Origin of the sequence: Brevibacillus sp. MCWH (assembly GCF_013096935.1) — a bacterium.
In the GTDB taxonomy this organism is placed as follows: domain Bacteria; phylum Bacillota; class Bacilli; order Brevibacillales; family Brevibacillaceae; genus Brevibacillus; species Brevibacillus aydinogluensis.
Window position 1 is genome coordinate 1 of the sequence record NZ_SDLF01000254.1, and the last position, 381, is coordinate 381.

General features: G+C 46.7%; 1 protein-coding gene. It reads right to left on the reverse strand.

Features of this window, described 5'->3' with window-relative positions; translation table 11 throughout:
* Positions 1–47: 47 nt before the first annotated feature.
* A partial coding sequence (locus ETC00_RS20340) for a DODA-type extradiol aromatic ring-opening family dioxygenase (RefSeq protein WP_171567803.1) occupies positions 48–381 on the reverse strand: 334 nt, incomplete at its 5' end.

Below are 381 nucleotides of genomic sequence, written 5' to 3' on the forward strand. Positions count from 1 at the left end.
CTCGTATAGCGAATTTCTGAAACTCGTTCCACATCGGAATCCCTCCATTAAAATGATACAGCTAAAAGGCTTAAGTTTCCGTACTCGTATTCTCGGAATAAAACATGTGGCGAGCGATTGCCGGCTCCGTAAGCAATCCAGTACGGTGCTAAATGTTCTTGAGTCGGGACGGCTTGTTTAGCATAAGGGGCTTTTTCTTCATAGTGAAACACATCTTCACTATGGGCAGATGACTGGGCAAGCAACCAATCATCGAAAGCAACAGCCCAAGAATCTGCTTTCGTTTGTTCATCCCAGCGAAGCGCCATTAAATTGTGCACTGTGCCACCACTACCGATGATCATGACACCTTCGTCACGCAACGGGCGTAACGCTTTACCA